The organism is Aeromonas allosaccharophila (assembly GCF_016026615.1).
GTDB lineage: Bacteria > Pseudomonadota > Gammaproteobacteria > Enterobacterales > Aeromonadaceae > Aeromonas > Aeromonas allosaccharophila.
This window is the reverse complement of the sequence record NZ_CP065745.1, coordinates 361,921-377,306: the sequence shown is the minus strand read 5'-3', so window position 1 is coordinate 377,306 and position 15,386 is coordinate 361,921. Positions and strand designations below refer to the sequence as shown.

The 15,386-nt window shown below is 56.8% G+C and carries 14 protein-coding genes; 4 read left to right on the top strand and 10 right to left on the bottom strand.

Annotation, left to right across the window (positions count from 1 at the left end; translation table 11 throughout):
* Position 1 precedes the first annotated feature (1 nt).
* From I6G90_RS01700 to I6G90_RS01685, 4 genes are read right to left on the bottom strand one after another with little or no spacing between them, the layout of a single operon-like run.
* Entirely contained in the window at positions 2 to 1,213 is a 1,212-nt protein-coding gene (locus I6G90_RS01700; RefSeq protein WP_197929461.1) for a hypothetical protein, read from the bottom strand.
* A 39-nt stretch (positions 1,214 to 1,252) separates the two neighbouring features.
* Entirely contained in the window at positions 1,253 to 4,846 is a 3,594-nt protein-coding gene (locus tag I6G90_RS01695; RefSeq protein ID WP_197929460.1) for a curculin (mannose-binding) lectin protein, read from the bottom strand.
* Positions 4,843 to 5,211, bottom strand: coding sequence for a hypothetical protein (locus tag I6G90_RS01690; protein ID WP_197929459.1), 369 nt, complete (start codon positions 5,209 to 5,211; stop codon positions 4,843 to 4,845). Before I6G90_RS01690 ends, I6G90_RS01695 begins: the two co-directional genes overlap by 4 nt.
* Positions 5,208 to 8,051 carry a tape measure protein gene (locus I6G90_RS01685; RefSeq protein ID WP_197929457.1) on the bottom strand — a complete coding sequence of 948 codons (2,844 nt, stop codon included), beginning with the start codon at positions 8,049 to 8,051 and terminating at the stop codon, positions 5,208 to 5,210. The genes I6G90_RS01690 and I6G90_RS01685 overlap by 4 nt, the downstream gene beginning before the upstream one ends.
* A gap of 304 nt (positions 8,052 to 8,355) precedes the next feature.
* On the opposite strand from I6G90_RS01685, the gene I6G90_RS01680 reads away from it, so the two are divergent.
* From I6G90_RS01680 to I6G90_RS01670, 3 genes are all read left to right on the top strand, one after another.
* Positions 8,356 to 8,562, top strand: a complete 207-nt coding sequence (locus I6G90_RS01680) for a hypothetical protein (RefSeq protein WP_197929456.1) — start codon at positions 8,356 to 8,358, stop codon at positions 8,560 to 8,562.
* On the top strand, positions 8,531 to 9,304 hold the full coding sequence (locus I6G90_RS01675; RefSeq protein ID WP_197929455.1) for a reverse transcriptase domain-containing protein: 774 nt from the start codon (positions 8,531 to 8,533) through the stop codon (positions 9,302 to 9,304). The genes I6G90_RS01680 and I6G90_RS01675 overlap by 32 nt, the downstream gene beginning before the upstream one ends.
* Before the next feature lie 190 nt (positions 9,305 to 9,494).
* Complete coding sequence (locus tag I6G90_RS01670; RefSeq protein WP_197929454.1) at positions 9,495 to 9,770, top strand: hypothetical protein; 276 nt, start codon at positions 9,495 to 9,497, stop codon at positions 9,768 to 9,770.
* Here the strand turns inward: I6G90_RS01670 and I6G90_RS01665 are convergent.
* Positions 9,753 to 11,171 (bottom strand): IS66-like element ISAs21 family transposase, encoded by a 1,419-nt coding sequence (locus I6G90_RS01665; RefSeq protein WP_004576012.1) that lies wholly within the window; start codon positions 11,169 to 11,171, stop codon positions 9,753 to 9,755. The two genes, I6G90_RS01670 and I6G90_RS01665, sit on opposite strands and share 18 nt — an antisense overlap.
* Positions 11,172 to 11,587: 416 nt before the next feature.
* Between I6G90_RS01665 and I6G90_RS01660 the strand changes: the two genes are divergently transcribed.
* The gene (locus I6G90_RS01660; RefSeq protein WP_197929453.1) at positions 11,588 to 12,391 is read left to right on the top strand and encodes a hypothetical protein; all 804 of its coding nucleotides are present in this window, start codon (positions 11,588 to 11,590) and stop codon (positions 12,389 to 12,391) included.
* Positions 12,392 to 12,579: 188 nt separating this feature from the next.
* Here I6G90_RS01660 and I6G90_RS01655 read toward each other — a convergent pair whose 3' ends face one another.
* The 5 genes from I6G90_RS01655 to I6G90_RS01635 all read right to left on the bottom strand — a co-directional run bounded on the left by I6G90_RS01655 (position 12,580) and on the right by I6G90_RS01635 (position 15,346).
* Positions 12,580 to 13,110 (bottom strand): hypothetical protein, encoded by a 531-nt coding sequence (locus I6G90_RS01655; RefSeq protein WP_197929452.1) that lies wholly within the window; start codon positions 13,108 to 13,110, stop codon positions 12,580 to 12,582.
* 155 nt (positions 13,111 to 13,265) lie between these two features.
* Positions 13,266 to 14,015, bottom strand: coding sequence for a phage tail tube protein (locus I6G90_RS01650; protein ID WP_197929451.1), 750 nt, complete (start codon positions 14,013 to 14,015; stop codon positions 13,266 to 13,268).
* Positions 14,015 to 14,461, bottom strand: a complete 447-nt coding sequence (locus I6G90_RS01645; RefSeq protein ID WP_016350133.1) for a phage tail terminator protein — start codon at positions 14,459 to 14,461, stop codon at positions 14,015 to 14,017. The genes I6G90_RS01650 and I6G90_RS01645 overlap by 1 nt, the downstream gene beginning before the upstream one ends.
* Positions 14,458 to 14,871, bottom strand: coding sequence for a gp436 family protein (locus I6G90_RS01640; RefSeq protein ID WP_016350132.1), 414 nt, complete (start codon positions 14,869 to 14,871; stop codon positions 14,458 to 14,460). The genes I6G90_RS01645 and I6G90_RS01640 overlap by 4 nt, the downstream gene beginning before the upstream one ends.
* Position 14,872: 1 nt before the next feature.
* Positions 14,873 to 15,346, bottom strand: a complete 474-nt coding sequence (locus I6G90_RS01635; RefSeq protein ID WP_197929450.1) for a Rho termination factor N-terminal domain-containing protein — start codon at positions 15,344 to 15,346, stop codon at positions 14,873 to 14,875.
* Positions 15,347 to 15,386 lie beyond the last annotated feature (40 nt).

Sequence of the window (15,386 nt, the reverse complement as noted above, 5' to 3'; positions counted from 1 at the left end):
CTTACCTCCAGGGGCCGGTGATATCGAACCCAATCAGTGAGCGCGGATCAGCCTGGTATGTGTTTACCTGATAGAGCCCACGAATGAAGCGCACCTTCTTACCCGGCAATGCAGGCAAATCGCCAAAGTTTTTACGATGCCAACCGCCGATATCACCGTATGGCACGACAAACCCCGGCATATACCCACGCAGATGGTTGCCGTTCTCCAGCACCATGCAGGGGTCGGTTGAGAGATAAAATCCGTTATCTGGGCCGTTGGGTACGGCCAATCCCACACCAAAACGGGCAAACATGCCCTTGAGCCACCATGATGTTGTGCCAAACAACTGATGATATGGGCGAGCAATCGCTCGTTGATCGGTGGTGTTGAACGTGGTGAGTGTTGTGCCCCAATAAGCGGCACCACTCGCATCCCGGTTACCCCAGTTTGACTCGTTGGCATTCGCCGCCGTAGTGAAGTAATGGCACAGGACAGCATGGTAACGGTCACCGGGTCTGACTGAACGGATATAACCGGTGCAATAGACGGTTTGATAGCTGTAGTTGCCAATGCTCGGCAGCCAGTAAAAGAACTGGCTATCGCCTATCAGATCCCAGGTCTTTGCCGTATAGCGCTGGGTCGCAGGCCAACGATGGTCATAGATAGTGGTAAAGGTGTTGATATCCACCACATCCTCAACCATGGTGATCTTGGCCAGATAGGAGGCAAACCCATACTGGTTAGAGCCCGTCCATCCAGTGAATGCGCTGTTATCAATTCGCCACGATACATTGCCCGACTCACTGACATTGGTAGGGCGCACGATAAAGATCTTGCCGTCACCGCTTTCGTGGGTGATCGTCCAGCCCAGCGGCGCCACCTTCATGGTCATGGCTGCGCCCGTTCCTGGGGCGCCGGGGTTGCCGCCGTCAATCTCAAACCAGACCTGAGTGGCGGTGACCTGCATCACCCGATGCTCGCCGTTGTAGGCAGCAGGCGATACCCCCTCGACCTGGACAACTGAGTCTTGCAGATAGGCATGCCCACCGGTAAAGGTCGCCACCGCCCACCCCTTTGCGGCATCGAAAGCCAGTGCGTTGATGGTCAGCGTACCAAAGCCGGTGACCAGCACCGCCTTGAGCAGCGCCGCTAGGGCGCCCTCTGCGGTATCGCCCAGGCTCGGGGCCCCCTGCATCTCGCTTGCAAACCATTTGACCTTGTATTCAGCCATTGCTTTTCTCTCCACGGGCAAGGCGCAACGCCTCACCGGTTAACGGTTGACGTTGCCCCTGAGCTGGGCCTCGAAACGGTCGGTATCCACCGCTGCCACCGACTGCAAGATGGTGCGGATAAACCAGATCGGGTAATTGGCGGCGTAGGTGTTGAAGCGCAGCACGTTGCCCGCAGTCCAACCGGCGCCCCAGCCGCGCCGGTCAAGCCTGAAATAAGGCTGGCCGTTGTTGGGGTTGATGGGAGCAAAGTCGGTATTCACGTCCCCCACCGCGATTTGGCCCACATGCTCGCCGACCAAAATAAACGTGGTGGTGGTCTGGAAGATGATGGCCCAGCGCTCTTGCAGGGTGGCCCGGTTGGTCACCACGATCGGAAAATCCGTGTCGTTGTATTCCGCCGTGCAGGGGTCGCCAATCGGAAAATCAGACCAGTTATTTGTCCAGGTGCGCTGGTCGAACAGCGCCCCATAGCGGGCCCACAGGTCACCAATAATGAGGGCGCTGGAGACCAGGGTATCCGCCGCCTCATAGTTGTGACTGAGTGGCCTGGCCAGAGTGATGCGGCCAGAAATCTCCACATCGGTGGCCAGGCTCATATCCTCAATCCGATGAACCACGGTCAGCGGCTCCACATAGCCGGTCAGGTTCAGCGGGCTGACCAAGGTCACCATCCCGCTGTTCATGTTGACGCTGTAGAGCTGCGGCGCCAGCTCCTTGCCGTTCTTGTCCTCCACCCGGCAATAGGCCAGCCGTTCGCGCCCGGTGTTGAGCTGCTGTCCCGCCTGTACTCCCATGGGGAAGGCGCTTCGCTTGGTGGAATGCACCACCACGATGTACCCCTTGCGGATGAAGGGCACCCGGCCATCGGATGGCAGGCGCACCGGATCCAGCTTGATCAGATCCGCATCGAGCGGCAGATAGCTATAGACCACCGCATTAAACCGGATGGTGTCAGCCACCACCGACAAAGGGCGCCAGATCTTGCCATCAACCACCATATCCGGGTCGTACCAGGGTTTACTCTCGTTGCCCGCTGCCGTCACCAGGCGGCCAAAACGCACCGATACCACCCCGGTCTGATAGTCCACCTTGCCGGTTACATCCTGGCTGGTGATGGTGCCATCGCCGTTGGCGGTCACCTCAAACCGGCGACCGTCTGCGGTGTTGCCGCTCAGGTAGAGGCTGGATGGCGCAATGGGAGCCCCCGGCGTCCTGAATGTCACCTCATCCACCGTCTGGGCCACCAGGCTGGTGACCAGCGAACTCAGAGCAGGCACTGGCGCCGCGCCGGGGTTCCAGACGGTGACGGTCGCCTTGCCGGTGGCGTAATCCAGTGTACCGGCCTGCTCACCGGCCCCGGTGGCGGGGTCGATGTTGCGATAGAGGATCCCTTGCCTGTCCACATAGACCGACCCGCCCAGGGTAAAGCGCACTGAGTTAGCCAGGATCGCCTCGCCGTTGCGCGGGGTGATATCCAGCACCAACGGGGTGGCCTTCACGGTGTCCTGACCCGCGCTGCTGGCGTTATTGCTGCGGTACTCCACCTCGACCCAACCACTGTCGTCCACCGGGAACAAGTAAGCCGCCTGCACGTAGTAGATCTCCACCAGAGTCCAGCGCTGGCGGGCAATGGTGTTGCCGTGACCATCGCCATAGGTGCCGATGGTGCGCCACTCATAGCGGGTTTTCGGAATGCCGCCCTGGCCATCCGGCTTGATGGTGATCTTGCCGGTGGTGTAGTTGACGCTGCCCCGTTCCACCCCTGCCGCATCCAGTAGCTTGCCCGCGCCGTTGTCACGGACACTGATGATAGGGTCACGGGTAGCGATCACCAGTTCGGTGTCGTCCTTCACATCCTCATAAAGGGCATTCCAGCGTACTGATACCATCCTGGGGGTCAGGTTCTGCTTGGTCAGCTGCATGGTGATCGTCCCGTCCGGGTTGCGGGCCGGGTAGTCAAAGCGTTGGGTGTCCGGGTCGCCGTACTGGTAAACAACCTGGTACTCCTGACCGCCATCCGGCAGGGTCGCCACCCGCAGGGCCAGATCGCCGGTCACATAATTGATGGTTCCGGTCGCATCGCCGGTCAGCTGGCCCGCCCCGTTGTCGATGGCGGTTTTGGTCGCGCCTCCGGCTTGCCAGGTCAGGGTCAGGCTATTGGGGGTGATCCCCTCATGGGCCAGCTTATGGGTCAGCTGCACCGGATCCAGCACCATACTGGCGCGGTTGAGGTAAGAGACCTTGGTACCCCAGCTGAACATGATCGCGCTGTTCACATCCGGCAGCGCCCCCAGGGTCAGCACCACAGAGCCGGTGGTGAAGTTGAGCAGGCCAGAGCCATAGGATTTGTCCTGGCCAAACAGCTCCCCGCGCCCGTTGTCTTTCAGGTCGTACCATTTGCCCTGGGCCAGATAGCTGACGGTCAGCGAACCGGGGCAAGGGGTGGGCAGCAGGGTCGCGGTGTAGGCATAGCCCCGGTTGTTGGCGGCGATCTGGATCTGGGCCGTGTCAGCGATGCGCGATGGCATCACTGCCGGGCGAAAGCTCACGGTTTTGCTGGCCGCGCCATAGTTCGGGCACTGGCTGTTGAAGGTCAGCAGGCCGCGCCCGTAGTCGATAGCCCCCACCACGGTACCGACCAGGAACAGCTCGCCACCCTTGTCGGTGATCACCGCCGCGCCGATGGTGACCGATACGCTACCCGGCATGGCACCAATCCCCAGGAATAGCCCCTGACTCGGGCTGACCGGTGAGGTGGTGGTGAAGGTGTGGGGACTGCCCACCCCGGATTCCAGCAAGGCGCCCAGCTCACCGGCAGCGGTCAGATCGACCACAGGGGTTTCACTGCGAGCACTGGGTACCAGCTGAGTGAAAATGGTCTTGGCCTGAACCCGCATTGCCCCCAGCGCCGCATCCGCGACCAGCTTGGTGGTCGAAAAGTAGTTGGCTGCATCGGCCACCACGGTTTCCCGCAGGGTGGTCTTGGTGGTTGCCTGGTCATAGGGGCTGGGTTGCTCCCCTTCAAAGGTGTGGCGCAGCGGGTCAGTGATCACGCAGGTGACCACGTTGCGGGTGAACTCGCCCTGGTAGCCAGATACCCCGAACTTGCGCAGCTCGGCGGTGACCCGGTCGACCCGCACATACTGCTCAACCTCGTTCCCCTTCCCTTCATTGCCGACCAGTACCAGCACCTCCCCGACCTCCGGCAACCGTACCTCAATGCGTTGCAGGATGCGGATCGCCCGCTGCCCTTCCAGCTGGGTATCGTAGAGCACCCCTTGCCACTTCGGGCCTCGGGCCTGATAGCGCTCCAGGGTGTTGCGGGCGTTGCCTCTGGTGTCGTTGTGGTCTTTGGTGGTCATCAGCGTCAGGTTGACGCTGGGGTCACTGGGCGGCAGCAGCACCATGGCATTAGCGCCATAGTAGGTGTCGGTGTCGTCCGTCTGCACTGCCAGAAATGCCTTGCGCATATTCACGGTGCCATAGGCCCGATCCATGTCGCTTACATCAGGGAACAGGCTGTTATGGTTGCCGCTGATGATCTCGCGGCCAGTGATGCGACCACCGCCGTCATCGGTATCAACCAGGCGCTGGCTGGCCAACAACACGATATCGCCAGAGAGAATGGTCATGGGGTTACCTCGGTCAAATTCAGGGTCAAGGCATAGGGGTCGCCCCCTTCCGGGTCGGCCATCTCGACCAGTGGGGTCGCCACCACACCAGGGCGGCGCCACACCACGGTGCGGGCCACGCCATCGAGCAGGGTCAACGTCATCAGCTGGGCCACCTGCGCCTCCAGCATCTTGAGCTCCTGCACCTTGGCGCGGGAACAATGCCCGCTCAGGGTCAGCGGCCGCCCCTCGGGTTTGGCGGTCTCCTCCACCAACAAGGCGCCACTCAAGGTCGGGGTCACCACCTGCTCGACCGGCGCCCACTCGAACTCGTCGCGCCAGACCAGATCATCTGGCAGCAGCACGCTGTTTAAGGTCACGTTCATTGCCGCAGTCCTTGCTGTTTAAGAAGGGAAATCAGGGCATTCGCATTGACCTCATCGGTCTGCAGTTCGGCCGAGCCCCCTGCCCCTTTGAGCTCGATGGTGATCCGTTCGGACAAGGGTCTGCGTGTCCCTGGGGTGTTGGCGCTGGGGGTAGATGGCTCTGCAGTTAGGACTGGTTGCTGGGTGGCGGCCTGATTGGTTTTGGCACTCTCCTTGGCCAACGCTTTGTTGAGCTCCTCTTTGAGGCGGGCCTGCATCGCCTCCATCTCTTTTTGGAACTTCTCGCCGTAATACTTGCTCCACTCGCTGTAGGCCGGAATGTCTTTGACCTTCTGGCTGTAGCGGGCCAGCTCATCCTCAACACCAGCCAAGGTATTGGCCAGCCCCTCGGCATTGCCGCGCAGGCTGTTGATATCCACGCTCTTGTAGTAGAAGGAACCGGCATTCACGGTGCGGGTGATATCGCCTCGACCACCGCCCCCGCCACTACTGGTGAGGCTGGCATTCGTCTGCCTGGCTTCATCCTGTACCCCTTTAAGCCCCGCCCGCATCGCATCAGTAGCGCCTTTGGCCCGTGCGGCCGCTTCGTCAAAGCCATCACCAATGGCCGCGACGGCCTGCTTGGTATCGCCGCTCCCCCCTTTCACCTTGCCCATGGCATCGGCGGCGATGGCCATGGAGCGGGCCAGCGCATCCCCGGTGATCTTGCCCTGGGCGGCCAGTTGCTTCTGACGCGCGATCACCGCATCGATCTCGGCGGTGGTCTTGGCGCTGTTGTAGGCGGCGGCCAGCGCCTCCTCGATGGCGGCACTACTGGCCCCCGTGTGCGCCACCAATACATCCAGGGCGCCGATGGTCTTCTGAAAGCCCGCACCGATACGGCCATTGGCCCGTTCGAAATCCAGCCCCAACGCCTCAAACGCCTTGGCCAACTTGGCAGGGCCATCGGCGGCGGTTTGCTTGGCCACCGCATTGATCTCGGCCAGATAGTCACGGGTGCTCTTGGCCTCATCCCCCAGCGCTTTAACGGCTGCGGCTCCTTGTCGCCAGCTTCCAGTGGCATCGTCGTAATGCACCTTGCCCTCGGCGACCAGGCGATCGAGATCCGCCATGCTGGTGATGGCAAAACCCAGCTCCGTTGACAGGGCGGCAAACTGACCATTGAGGCGGGCCTGAGTCTCGGAGCGCAGCGCTTGCGCCTCTCGAAGTGCCAGCTCAGCCTGCACCAGCTGGCGCAGGGCAGAGGCGAACTGGGTGATCTGGATGATGGACTCGACCGCCACGGCAGCCAGCAGCCCCTTGACGGCAGCGCCCAGTGCCCTGACCCCGATCGCAGCACCGGCTGCCGCCGTGCCCGCTGTCGTCATACCGCCTGCAGCTGTCGCTGTCGCCACAGGCATGGCAATAAACTGGGCATAGAGGCTGCGCAGATCACCCATCCAGCCCGCGATTTTCAGGCCGACCCAAGCCTGGGCCAGCACGGCCAGCGCGGTGCGCCACTCATAGAGGATCTGGATCAGCGACTTGAGGGTTTCCCCCATGGTGATAAAGCCATCGGAAAGACGCTTGGCCCACTCCTGCAGGCGGCCATCCCTGGCCATCGTCTCAAACTCGGCATTGAGGTTGGCCAGCTGGTTTTTGAGCCAGGTCAGCGCCCCGTTCTCGGCCACCATCCGATAAAACTTGGCGAGGTTGTCCTGGGCATTGGAGATAAGCCCGGAGAGCAGGCTCATGTTGTCGGCAGCGGCACCGCGCGATTGGGTGGCAATCTCGTTCATCAGGGCAGAGATGGTCTCGCGGCCCAGCTTGCCTGCCTCAGAGAGCTTCTGCAGCTCGGCAGTATTCTTGCCAGTCACCTGCTCCAACATCTGCCAGACAGGTACGCCCCGCTCAATCAGCTGCAGGATCTCCTCACCCTGCAGCTTCTGCTTGGCCCAGGCTTGGCCAAGGGCCAGAGAGATGCCCTGCACCTCTTCAAAACCGCCGCCCAATTTGAACGCCTGATCGACAATACCCTGCATGGCCCCCGCCATAGGGTCGATGCCGAACGCCTTGAGGCGCACGAATACCTGGGTGACTTCACTGAGCTGCAGGGGGGTATTTTTGGCAAAGTCCTGGATCCAGGCTGACGCCTCTTTGCCACCGGCAATCGACCCCATCACTGCCTTGAGCTGCACATCGAGGCGCTCGGCCTGATCGCCAGTCTGGAACATGGCGAGCAATTGGGTAGTCAGGGTCTGGATACCGAACCAGGTACCCGCCAGCGCCACCAGACGCCCGGTCAGACTGCCGATGGCCCCCTGCAAGCCACCGGCCTGCTGACTGCCTTGGCTAAACTCGCGCCCCAGCCGTTCGGTCTGGGCGACACTTTTGGTCAGCTCACGCTGCAGGCGCTGCTGTTCCTGGGCAAGATTCTTGGTGTCGAGCCCGGACTGCTTGAGCCCTGCGTGCAGGCGGGTATGACTGGCGGATTGGGCGACCAGCTGGCGCTCCAGCTGCTTGACCTCGGAAGTCAGCAACCGCTCTTGTTCGGCAAGCGCCTTGGCGTCACCGCTGCCTGCTTGCTGCTCGCGGCGCAACTGCTCCAGCTTGTCACGGCTGAGCACTGTCGCCAGTTCGAGCTGGGTCAGGGCGGCCTTTGAGTCATTGAACTGCTGGATCAGCGCCTGCTGGCTGCTTAGCGATTCGAGGGTTTCAGCCAGCCGTGCAGTCTCGGCGGCCGTCTCGTCCGAGATTGGGCCCAGCTCCTGCACCTCACCCGCCAAGGCGGCCAGGTCTTCGCGGCCGGTGACCTTGGCCGCCAACTCCAGGGCAAGTTTGAGGGTGGTTGAGGTGGACATGGGGCTATCTCGTTAAAGTGCGATAGCTCCCATTTTGAAATTCATTAGGAGGATTAAGGGTTTATGGTGGATTAAAGAGTATTGCGTCCCAAACGGTACACTCGTATGATTTGAGCGTCACTCGACGTTAGGCTCCCGCTCGCCGAGGGGTTTAGCGATCCACTAGTCACGTTGTGATGCCTTGCGACTCGCTACTGGTCTCACTGTTCCCACTGGGTTACACGTGTTCCACGAGTTGTCGGTTAGTTTAAGCCATGCGCTTTGCGCTAGGACTCGTCGAGTGCGTATGTGGAGGGACGTAGTTATGAAAAAATCATCTGACTACGGCCTAGTTAAGGAGCGTATCGAGCTTGCCACCAGCATTGTTGTTCTTGCGAAAGAAGTCTATCTTCTTCTCGGTGCAATGATTGCTTTTGGTATTGGTCTCATCACTCTCATTAACATGGCTTCAAACTACCTTTTAGGAATTATCAGAAGTTGTGAACGAGCCAAGATGGACTGTAAAGTTTGAAGTAAAACCTGGCTCCTGGGTCTATGTTCCCACAAAGCAAGTTGCTGACTATGGCAGACGGATTCACGATGAATTACTAAAGCGCTATCGTTGTCCCCGATACTACTTTCATCTTCAATCAGGTGGTCATTTAGCTGCTTTACAGCATCATGTTGATGACCATTTTTTCGCTCATCTTGATATCAAAAACTTCTTTGGTAGCATCAGCCGTACCCGCATTACTCGAAGTCTAAAAGATATCCTCAGCTATCCGATCGCTCGAGATGTAGCCAAAAAGTCAACAGTCCCTGTATCGAATGGGCAAAGCTATAGCCATTGTCTACCCTATGGATTTGTTCAGTCTCCTCTCTTGGCATCCATTTGTTTACATCGTAGCTATTTAGGAAAAGTGATAGAGAGATTATATCAAACTGGTTATGTGCGTATCAGCTTGTATATGGATGATTTGATAGTGTCAGGGATGAATGAATCCATAACAAAAATGGCCTTTGAGCTGATCAAAAAAGCAGCATTGAAGTCTCATTTCGAATTAAATCAAATGAAGGAAGCAAAGCAGCAGCCACTTATTGAGTGCTTCAACATTCATCTTTCTCATAGAAGTTTAGACATCACAAATAACCGGCTCATCTCGTTAGCAGAACAGTACAGAGCATCTGACAATGATTTTGTGCACGATGGCATCATTGGCTACATCAAATCAGTTAACCCAGCTCAATTAGCTATTTTTTCACAGCTTATATAAAGCTAATACGGTAGACACCCAACAGATAAATATCTCCCGTCATATCATCACAGCTCGCTCCACATAATGCCTCTATCCCTACAGTTTGCTCGCTAAAACACTGACAACCCAATGACCTGTCATTTCTGACAGTGGCAAGTGGGCCTGGACGATCGATACTCAGATTCACTTGAGCAAAGGTACAACATGAATGAATCAATTTGGCGTCTGGCATGAAGGGGGGCACAACACCATACAAGGGCTGCCGATCCTGAAACATCTACTGCGTACACTCCATGGCGATGTGATGGTGCGCTATGTTTGCCGTGCCGATACACCTTGCACCCTGTTCCTGACCATCAAAGATGGCGTGCCCTACCAGAAGTTCAAAGAGGGTACTCCACCGCTGGATTGGCAGTGGTTAGAAAACTCCATCCTTCCCCTTTCAGCCTCATCTCAGCGTAACCGTTCACCGGGACGGTGTTGACAGCACCAACTCCTCCGGGAACGGGTAGTCGGTTTTCTCGATGCAGGACCTGACAACTGCCCTCAGCCACTCCTGCGGGCAGCGGCCCAATCGCTTGGCCGTCTCCACCAACGATAGGATACGCTGCCTGAACTGCTCGCCTCGATGCGACCAGACGCCATAGCTTCCCTTGCGCCACAGCACATAGCCACGCAGCGCCCGCTCCGCTTCATTGTTGGTCAGCGCTATCTCGTCGTTTTCCATAAAACGCCATAGCATCTCATCGTCCTTGAGCAGTAACTGGCAGCGCCCACGGTAGCGCTTGGAACACAGTACACTGCCCCGCTCCAGCTGCCTTCGCCAGCTTTGCCGACATCGCTGCAACCTTCGCTGGTACTGCTCCCGGCTTAAGCAGCCTTGTTCATAGCCATGCCGGGTTCTGAACACCGTGTCAGCCAGCAGTACCAGCCGGGCTCCGATAGGCTGGTTGACGGCGTCGCTACTCTCGGCAATCGCCGCCACGTTGCGCAGCACATGCGCCCAGCACAGTTGGCGCTGGGCGCTGTCGATGAAGCGGTATCCCGCATACTGGTCGGTCACCAGCACCCCATCAAGCTCACTGCCCAGCAACCGCTTCGCTGCCTCCTGACCGCGGCCAAACGCCGTCATGAAGCAGACCGCGACCTTGCTCAGGGCCAGCCACATCCAGCGTCGCTCACCGCCCCGCTGGTGCCGGGTTTCATCGGCATGGATGATGGCGGCAGACTGCACTTGCTGTTTGATGGCTTGGTGGGTCGGGGTGAGCATGGCGCTGACCCGGCCTTGCGCTTCACTGATGGCGCCTCGGCTAAAGCTCAAACCGAAGTGCTGCTTGAGCTGCTGCTGTATCTTGCTGATGCTCTGGTGGAACTGACCACTCTGCAAAGCGATATAGCTCAGCAGATTAGCCCCCATCTGGCTGTGGCTCACCGTATCGGGCAGGGCTGCTTCACTGGTGGTGACGCACCCACGGCAGGTGCCCCGATACAGCTGATGCTCTGTCACCACATAGCTGACCTCGGGCAGGTCAAACACCTGATGAACCCGGTAGGGCTTGTCATGGGACACCACCTGCTCACCACAGCAGGCGCACTGCCGGGCAGGATAGTGTGGTATTGCCGTCAGTCGGTCGTCCTCAGGATGACGTTCACGCCGCTGCCCCTTGTGGCCAGGCTGGGCACCACGAGCCTTGCCGGAAGCGGGGCGCTTGCGCGCAGGCGGGGTCCCCGAGCCATCAGTGGAGGGGGGCTTGGAGGAGTTATTGCTGTTTTGGTTGAGGCGGTCTTCAAGCTCGGCGATGCGCGCCATCAGCTTGTAAATCAGCTCGTTGGCTTGCTCGAGGGTCAGCGGCAGGCCGGGTGGTGGCGTAATGGGTTTGCTCATGACGTGATGGTGCCAAGCTGGCGGGATCAGGCAAGGGGCAACAGTGGATCAAGGGATGATCGTCTCACTTTTTCCTGTCAATGCCATCTGGGTGAACAGTTACATCTCAGCCACTGGCCATGATTAAGCGGCTGGCATTGCGCTAAAACCACACCTTACCCCGATAAGGCTTCCCTTCCCAGCCGGTGACCTTGGCCAGCAGCGCCAAGGCTAGTTTGAGAGTAGTAGAGGTGGACATGATGCATTCCGCTCAGATTCAGATATGCCCTATTGTGAAGAAATGGCAAAATGGACGGGTTTATGGGGAATTACTAATATCATCGGAACCGCGAACGTCCGATTGCGCTTCGCTAGCCGAACCTACAGCCCTCCATTAGAAATCCCTTTGGCTTAACTGTTAAATTTTAAGTGTGATGATGAAAAATAACAAAGAACCATGTGACAAAATATCAACAATTGAAAGTCCTTTCGAAAAATCGACTGAAAAAGTTAATATCACTGTGCTTCCTAGTGAGCCTAACGTGATTATATCTAATGACATTGATTTTAATTCAGTAACGACTGCTTTAAACTCATTGAGCTTAGAGTTAAAAAATCAACAAGAGCAGCTGAAGTCGATTGCTGAACCCAATATTGCCGATTGGGCTATTGTTTTATCAACAATAATTTCACTCGTAGTTGCTGTGGTTGCATTACGTTACTCTGTACGAGAGTCAAAACAACGAAGCATTGAAGCTAAAAAAATTGAAGAGCTTAATCATAAAAAATCGGTCGCGGATAAAGAAGCTGAAATGCTAGCTATAGAACGTCAAAAGCTAAGTGTTAAACCATATATTATTCTTCAAACTAACCATAGCATTAATAATGGAATCTTTGAGGCACATCTAATTAATAAAGGAGTTGGCCCTGCTATCTTGAAATCTTTTTCTATGTTCGTTGGCGACCAAAAGCTTGATGCTAACATGCCTCTACATGCAGCAATAGATTCCGTTCTTGCAAATGATGAGCATGAGTATGATATAAATGCAGTGTTCGGGCTTGAGTCAATGGCAATATCACCGTCTGACAGCATTATGTTGTATCACGTTAAATTACATAATTTGGACGAAGACTTGACTAATAGCTATGCGGTACATAAAGCTTTAACCTCGTTCCGTTATGGAATTGAGTATGAATCGCTTTATGGGGAGTGCAAGAAGGAGTTTTTCGCTGGGTGGTAAAATTTAAAAATATTTCAAAAGAGATAGCCAGCGCAGTAAAACCTTTGCAGACAGTTCTAGCGCAAGTTTGAGGATGGAAGAAGTGGACATGGGGCATTCCTGAGAAATTCAGATATGCCCCATGGTAAAGGGATGGCAAGATGGGATGGTTTATGGCTAATTACAGTAAACAACTGCACATTTACAAACTAGGGTTTAAAACTTTTAATACCCAAAGACCAAAGTCCATTAATGTTTAATAGGTAATTTTTTACTTTCGCCTCCTTATCATTAATAATCATTCCTGCTTCATTAGTGACACCTTCATCATTCCCATCAAAATACCCGATCTCACTGCCCCATGAATCGTCCAACGGGCTGCAAACTCCCCTAATCATCGAGTTATAAAACTGTAACCTGTCCTTATCATCATAAAATTTTTTGTCGACAAGAATAGTTACACTCCCCTTTCGCTCACCAATAAAAACAACTGGGGATAGTAAGTTCTCTATACACATACGTTCAATAACCTTGATAAGCCTTGTATCGTGGTCTTCATCCCAAATTACAGCGAAGTCATGCACATTAACAATGCGTGTTGGATTAAGTGTTGAATCGTAAGATGTTGTTGCTCTGAGAACTGAATAATGACTACCCCGACCAATGCAACCAACAGGTGCAGGCTCATTATAGATAGTCGTTACTAGGGATGAATATTGGGGGATATAGGGATTGTTCATAAGTCACACCTTTACTTTCGATAAAAGAAACAATGTCAATTGTTGATCTGCTAACTTTTCGAGCTAACAGCTTCAAGGATCAAATTACTCTACTCACAGGAGAATGCAAATACTATATAGAACGGCGGGTCACCCCGCCGTTCTGCTATCAAACGTCACACAGTGACCGGCCGATCCACATAGAAGGGGGCTGTCTCGCCATCCACGGCAAGCAACTCTCCCTCCAGCTCGATCTCGATGGGCTTATCGCTCATAAAGTCCACCGCCTTCTTGGGGGATAAACTTGCACGGGGCACCGTCAGTTTGATGGCCTCGCCGCTAACGATACTGCGGCCATCGAGCAGCAGCCGCGCCTTGATCTCCGGCTGGATGTTGCCCGCGATGCGGGTACCGGTCACCGCGTTATAGGTACCGCTGACCGTCAGGCTGCCGCCATCGGCTACCGAGCTACCTTTCACCGCTCGCACCAGCCCGAGCGCATAGTTGACCTCGATATCGGTACCCACCACCAGCGCCGTGGCCCCTTCCTTGATAGCCAGGCCGGTTGCGGCAATATTGCTCTTGCCTAGCTGGGCCCACTTCGGCCAGGCGGGAAGAATGACCAGCAGATCAGTCAACGTCCCGGCCCCCTGATTGATGGGGCTCTCCAGACCCATAAAGGCGGCGGCCAGCAGCACAGGCGGGATTTCGGTGGTCTTGATGGTGACCATGGCAGGCTTGGGAATGTGGTAGTTCTCCCGTGCCTGACCGTATTGCCCCTTGCGCTTACTGGGAATGGAGATCTTCTGGCTGTCTGGTTTCACTTCCAGACTATCCACATCGATGGGGCCAATCACCCCGGCCGAAAGCCCGTTCACAAAGGTCTCGATAAAGAGATCCCCTTCCAGGTGCAGTGTTTCGCTCATCATCGCTCTCCTTTGAATTTCACTCGGGTAGTAAAGGCAAGCGGCAGATAGGCAGCACCGCCGCTGTAACTGGGTTTTACCGGTGGGGTTTCGCGGCGAAAGGTACTGTCACCACATGCTCGCCCACTGACGGCCTGCAGGATGCGGGCAAGCCACACTCCGGCACTGACCTCCTTGGGGCTGGCACGATGCACCAGCACCAGCAACCAGAGCTGATCAAAGCTGCTGGCCCGGCCTGACTGGGTGCCTTCGCTCTCACGTTCGCCCTGATAGACCACATGCACCGCCGGACTGTGCTGGCCCAGATTGGCGATGGCCGCCACATCGGTGGCCACAAACACCTCCTTGAGCCCCGCAGGTTTGAGGGGGGCCAGCAGCTCACGCAGCCGCTCGCCAGCCTGCAGGTAGTCGAGTTCGGTACCAGACTGGTTGGCAAGCTGGCTCATAGAAAGCCCCCCTTATCCCGCCCGAACACCCGACCATCCGACTGCAGTTGAGCCAGATTCTGGCTCTCCAGGGTGGCGCCATCAGATGCCAACCCCAGCGCCAGCTCCCCCTTGCCAACCGATTTCAGAAAGGCCAGGGCCGCCTCATTGCGCTTGGCTATCTGCTCCGGTGCCTGTTCACCATAGAGACGATGACGGGCGATATCGGCGCAGATAGGTACCAGGGCACTCGGGATATGGGCCAGCGGCAAGGGATAGCGACCCGCCAGATAGCCATCGATCAAGGCGCCTGCATCCTGCAGGGCGATGGTGATAGCCGCCTGATCCAGCTCACCGGTCGGCGTCATGGCCAGGCGCAGCAACTCGGCCTCGCCAAAGCGGATCACCATGTCATTGACGCTGGCATACATATCACTGCTCTCCGTTCTGGCCAGATGACTGCTCATCCTTGACCGGGTATTGCACTTCGGTCGCCGCGATCGCCGTCACCAGTTCGGCCTTTTTGAGCTTGGTCGCCTCCGGGATACCCATCTGCACCGCCAGCTCGCGCAGCTCATCGACCTTCATCTCGGCCAGCGGCGTGACCTTGCCCGCCAGTGTGGCGACTCCCGCCAGATAGCCCGAACCTGTCAGGACGCCCAGTGTTGCGTCCAGATCCCCAGGCGCCGATGGTGCATCACTTGCCTGAAGGCTGGCGTTTTCAGCCAACCGGACGACCACCAGACGCGGGTCGTTCTCCAGGGTCGCGCACTGCTCAGGCGACACAACCATCTCTGACTTGCCCGGTACAATCGGCAGGCCCGCGCGAAAATAGACCTGACGAACTGTTGACCCTGTTTGGCAATAAATGCCCACTCGCATAGCCAGTTCCATCTCTTGTTCCATCTCATGTTTTCCTCGTCGTATCTGATAGAGAGGCTGTTTA